The sequence below is a fragment of the Stenotrophomonas sp. P5_B8 genome (assembly GCF_054049855.1).
In genome coordinates this window covers 1-4,604 of record NZ_JBFULO010000323.1, presented here as the reverse complement: position 1 = coordinate 4,604, position 4,604 = coordinate 1, and the positions used below count along the sequence as shown (strand labels likewise).

Below are 4,604 nucleotides of genomic sequence, written 5' to 3'. Positions count from 1 at the left end.
GTCGTACGCCATGGATGGCGTACGCGAGCCTCCACGGATGGATTTACGGCGTGTCCCGCGAATCCACACATCCCCGCCCAGCTCGACCGTTCGCCGCCTTTGCGGCTTTTGCGCCTTTTCAGCCTTTTCAGCCTTTTCAGCTTTTTCAGCTTTTTCAGCTTTTGCAGCTTTTAAAGCTTCTAAAACACCACCGCATCACCGCACCCACGTCTCCAACCCACGCCGGATACGCGCCACCGCCTCTTCCAACCGCGGCACCTCCTGCGTGTAGGCCAACCGCACGTGCTCGTTGGCGCGGTAGTGCCCGAAATCCAGGCCCGGGGTAAACGCCACGTGCTGGGTTTCCAGGAAGTGCGTGCAGAACGCCTGCGCGTCATCGGTGAACGCGCTCACGTCGCAGTACAGGTAAAACGCCCCTTCCGGCTCCACCTCGATACGGAAGCCAAGCGCGCGCAGTGCCGGCAGCAGGTAATCGCGACGCTCGCGGAAGGCCGCGCGGCGTTGCTCGAAAATCGCGATCGTCTCCGGCGCGAAACAGGCCAGCGCCGCGTGCTGGGCAATGCTTGACGCACTGATGTACAGATTCTGCGCCAGCTTCTCCAGGTCCGGCACCGCCTGCGGTGGTGCCACCAGCCAACCCAGGCGCCAGCCCGTCATCCCGTAGTACTTGGAAAAACTGTTGAGCACGAACGCCTCGTCGTCCACCTGCAGCACGCTCGCCGCGTCCATCCCGTACGTCAGGCCGTGGTAGATCTCGTCCACCACCAGGTGCCCGCCGCGGGCCTTCAACGCCTGCGACAGCCCGCCCAGCTGCTGCGCCGACAACAGCGTCCCGGTCGGGTTGGCCGGCGAGGCCACCAGCGCGCCGACGCTGTCGGCGTTCCAGTGGTGCTCGACCAGTTCCGGGGTCAGCTGGTAAGCCGTCTTCGGACCCACCGGCACCAGCTGCGCCGCGCCTTCCACCAGGCGCAGGAAGTGCCGGTTGCAGGGATAGCCTGGATCGGCCAGCAGCCAGTGCCTGCCCGGGTCCACCAGCAGGCTGCTGGCCAGCAGCAGCGCGCCCGAGCCACCGGGGGTGACCAGGATGYGCTCCGGGTCGATCCGCACCTGGTAGCGGTCGTGGTAGAAGCCGGCGATGGCCTGGCGCAGGGCCGGCAGGCCGCGCGCGGCGGTGTAGCGGGTGTGGCCGGCGGCCAGCGCGGCCTGGCCGGCCTGGACGATCGGCGCGGCCGTGGTGAAGTCCGGCTCGCCGATCTCCAGGTGGATGACATCGTGGCCGGCCTGTTCCAGCGCCTGCGCGCGGGCCAGCAGCGACATCACATGGAAGGGCTCGATTTCCTGGCTGCGGCGGCTGTAGCCGGCCGTGATCGTGGAGGTGCTCATCTGGCGCATTCTAGGGGCAGTGGCGACCGCCCTGCTTGCCGCTGCCCCACCGGCCGCCCAGACTGGGCGAACACGGACGCCATTGCATTCCCCCGCCAGGAGCCTTATCTCGTGAAACCCGCCCTTTGCTTATTGGTTGCCAGCCTGATGACCTCCACCGTGCATGCCGCCCCCGCGCTGACCCCACCCGACGCCGAGAAGCATCCGCACACGGTCAAGGCGCCGTTCGGGGCCACCCGCAACGACGACTATTACTGGCTGCGCGACGACAAGCGCGAAGCGCCGAAGATGCTGGCCTACCTGAATGCGGAAAATGCGTACACCGACCAGGTGATGGCGCCGCTCAAGCCGCTCGAAGACACGCTTTACAAAGAGATCGTCGCGCGCATCAAGCAGGACGATGCCAGCGTGCCCGCGCGTGATCGCGGCTACTGGTATTACACCCGCTTCGAAACCGGCAAGGACTACCCGATCCAGGCGCGGCGCAAGGGCAGCATGGACGCGCCGGAAGAGATCCTGCTGGACATCAACGTGATGGCCGAGGGCAAGAACTACTTCGATGTCGGCGATGCCGATGTCAGCCAGGACAACCAGCTGCTGGCCTGGGCCGAAGACGACGTCGGCCGCCGCCAGTACGTGATCCGCTTCAAGGACCTGCGCACCGGCCAGGTGCTGCCGGACCGCATCGAGAACGTCTCCCCGAACGTGGTCTGGGCCGATGACAACCGCACCCTGTTCTACGTCGAGAACGACCCGGAAACCCTGCTCACCGTACGGGTGAAGAAGCACGTGCTGGGCACGCCGACCAGCAGCGACGTGTTGGTCTACGAAGAGAAGGACGACAGCTTCTACATGGGCGTGGGCCGCACCCGCGACGATAAGTACCTCACCATCGAACTGCACAGCACGGTCAGCTCGGAAACACGCTACGCACCGGCCGCCGATCCACAGGCATTCACGCTGTTGGCCGCGCGTGCGCGCGACGTCGAATACGATGCCGACCACTTCAACGGTCGCTGGGTGATCCGTACCAACGATGCCGATGCGAAGAACTTCAAGATCGTGACCGCGCCGAGCAATGCCACCTCGCGCAAGCAGTGGACCGACTGGGTCGCGCACGATGATGCGGTGCTGGTCGAAGGCTTCGAGCTGTTCGACGGCTTCAGCGCGATCGCCGAGCGCTCCAATGGCCTGGAGCGGATCCGCCTGCTGTACCCGGACGGTCGCCAGGACTACGTCAAGGCCGACGAACCGGCCTACTCGATGGGCCTGGCCGCCAATCCCGAGCCGGACAGCCCGTGGCTGCGCTACGCCTACAACTCGCTCACCACCCCGACCACCACCTTCGAACTCAACACCGTCACCGGCGAGCGTCGCCAGCTCAAGCAGCAGCCGGTGATCGGCTACGACCCGTCGCAGTACACCACCGAGCGGGTCTGGGTGACCGCGCGTGATGGCGTCAAGGTGCCGGTGTCGCTGGTGTATCGCAACGGGTTCAAGAAGGACGGCAGCGCCGCGCTGTACCAGTACGCCTATGGCAGCTACGGCATGTCGATGGACCCCGGTTTCAACCAGAGCGTGGTCAGCCTGCTCGACCGCGGCGTGGTCTACGCCATCGCGCATATCCGCGGTGGCGAGGAAATGGGCCGCGCGTGGTACGAGGAGGGCAAGCTGCTCAAGAAGCAGAACACCTTCAACGACTTCGTCGATGTCACCCGCGAACTGGTCCGCCTGGGCTATGCGTCCAAGGACCGCGTGGCGGCCTCCGGCGGCAGCGCCGGCGGCCTGCTGATGGGCGCGGTGGCCAACCAGGCCCCGCAGGATTACCGGGTGATGGTCGCGCAGGTGCCGTTCGTGGACGTGGTCACCACCATGCTCGATGCCAGCATCCCGCTGACCACCAACGAATACGACGAGTGGGGCAACCCGGAGCAGCGCGAGTACTACGACTACATGCTCACCTATTCGCCCTACGACAACGTCAGGAAGCAGGCCTATCCGGCGCTGTTCGTCGGCACCGGCCTGTGGGATTCGCAGGTGCAGTACTGGGAGCCGGCCAAGTGGGTGGCCAAGCTGCGCGATGACAACACCGGTACCCATCCGATCGTGTTCCGCACGAACATGGAGGCCGGCCACGGCGGCAAGTCCGGGCGTTTCCAGCGTTACCACGAGCTGGCCGAATCGTATGCGTTCGTGCTCGACCAGCTCGGGGTGACCCAAACCCGGTAAGCCCGGCGGCTGGCCGGCAACCCGGTCCGCCGACGGCCCCGCGTCGTCGGCGGCGCGTATGGCGCGGACCATCGCCGTTGCCGTCCGGCCTCGCTATGCTGCATGCATGACCCTGCCTGAGCGCCCCGATGTTCCCGATGCACCGGCCCCGCGGCCGGTGGTGCGGTTCCGCTGGGCGTGGTGGTTGCTGGCCTATGCCAGTCTGGGCACCGGCATCGTCGGCATCTTCGTGCCGGGGTTGCCCACCACGGTCTTCATCCTGATCTCGGCCTGGGCCGCCTCGCGCGGCTCCGAGCGCCTGCACACCTGGCTGTTGCAGCACCCACGCTTCGGCCCGGCCATCGTCAACTGGCAGGCCCATGGTGCGGTCAGCCGCTACGCCAAATGGATGGCCACCCTGACCATGACCGCGTGCGCGGGCATCATGCTGTGGTGCGTGCCGATCGCCTGGGTGAAATGGCTGTCCATCGGCAGCATGACCGTGGTGGCAATCTGGCTCTGGAGCCGACCGCTACCCCCCACCGACCGGTAGTGCTGGCCGCTGGCCGGCAACCCAGGACCCCGTCAGGGCACGCATCGTAGCCGGACATCGGCCGACACCCCGCCTGGCCACGTTCATCGAATCGATACCCTCGGCCAAAGAGGGCGCGGCTATACTCGGGGCATGAGCATCCCCCATCGCAACCGAATCCTGATTCCGTTGGCAGCGGCCTCGCTGCTTCTCCTTGCCGCCTGCGGCAACAAGGGCCCGCTGGTGCTGCCGCAGAAGCCGGTGCCGGTGGAAGAAGTKGCCGAGCCGGCCACTGATGAAACCACGCCCCCGGCCGATGACAGCAACACGCCGCCGGTGGTGCCCGATCCGGTCGATGCACCGCTGAAGTCCGAAGACGGGAATGAATAAGGCCGCGTCCACGGCACTGCGCTTCAGCAAGATGCACGGTGCCGGTAATGACTTCGTGGTGCTGGACCTGCGCGACGGCACCCCCGAACCC

General features: G+C 66.3%; 4 protein-coding genes and 1 pseudogene. 4 read left to right on the top strand and 1 reads right to left on the bottom strand.

The window, feature by feature from the left end; genetic code table 11:
- Positions 1 to 195: 195 nt before the first annotated feature.
- Positions 196 to 1,383, bottom strand: coding sequence for a pyridoxal phosphate-dependent aminotransferase (locus ACXJKH_RS15490; RefSeq protein ID WP_457320601.1), 1,188 nt, complete (start codon positions 1,381 to 1,383; stop codon positions 196 to 198).
- A 111-nt stretch (positions 1,384 to 1,494) separates the two neighbouring features.
- Here ACXJKH_RS15490 and ACXJKH_RS15485 point away from each other — a divergent pair, with 111 nt between their 5' ends.
- The 4 genes and pseudogenes from ACXJKH_RS15485 to ACXJKH_RS15470 all read left to right on the top strand — a co-directional run.
- Complete coding sequence (locus tag ACXJKH_RS15485; RefSeq protein ID WP_457320599.1) at positions 1,495 to 3,612, top strand: S9 family peptidase; 2,118 nt, start codon at positions 1,495 to 1,497, stop codon at positions 3,610 to 3,612.
- Between the two features lie 106 nt (positions 3,613 to 3,718).
- Complete coding sequence (locus tag ACXJKH_RS15480) at positions 3,719 to 4,144, top strand: YbaN family protein (RefSeq protein ID WP_457320597.1); 426 nt, start codon at positions 3,719 to 3,721, stop codon at positions 4,142 to 4,144.
- A gap of 132 nt (positions 4,145 to 4,276) precedes the next feature.
- Positions 4,277 to 4,513 (top strand): LPS translocon maturation chaperone LptM, encoded by a 237-nt coding sequence (lptM, locus tag ACXJKH_RS15475; RefSeq protein WP_256776941.1) that lies wholly within the window; start codon positions 4,277 to 4,279, stop codon positions 4,511 to 4,513.
- Positions 4,506 to 4,604, top strand: a pseudogene (locus tag ACXJKH_RS15470) (diaminopimelate epimerase); the annotation flags it as partial. The gene lptM and the pseudogene ACXJKH_RS15470, both read left to right, overlap by 8 nt.

What these genes read in the sequence shown, in the direction of transcription:
- ACXJKH_RS15480 (WP_457320597.1), top strand. Translation starts at nt 3,719, where the DNA reads ATGACCCTGCCTGAGCGCCCCGATGTTCCCGATGCACCGGCCCCGCGG.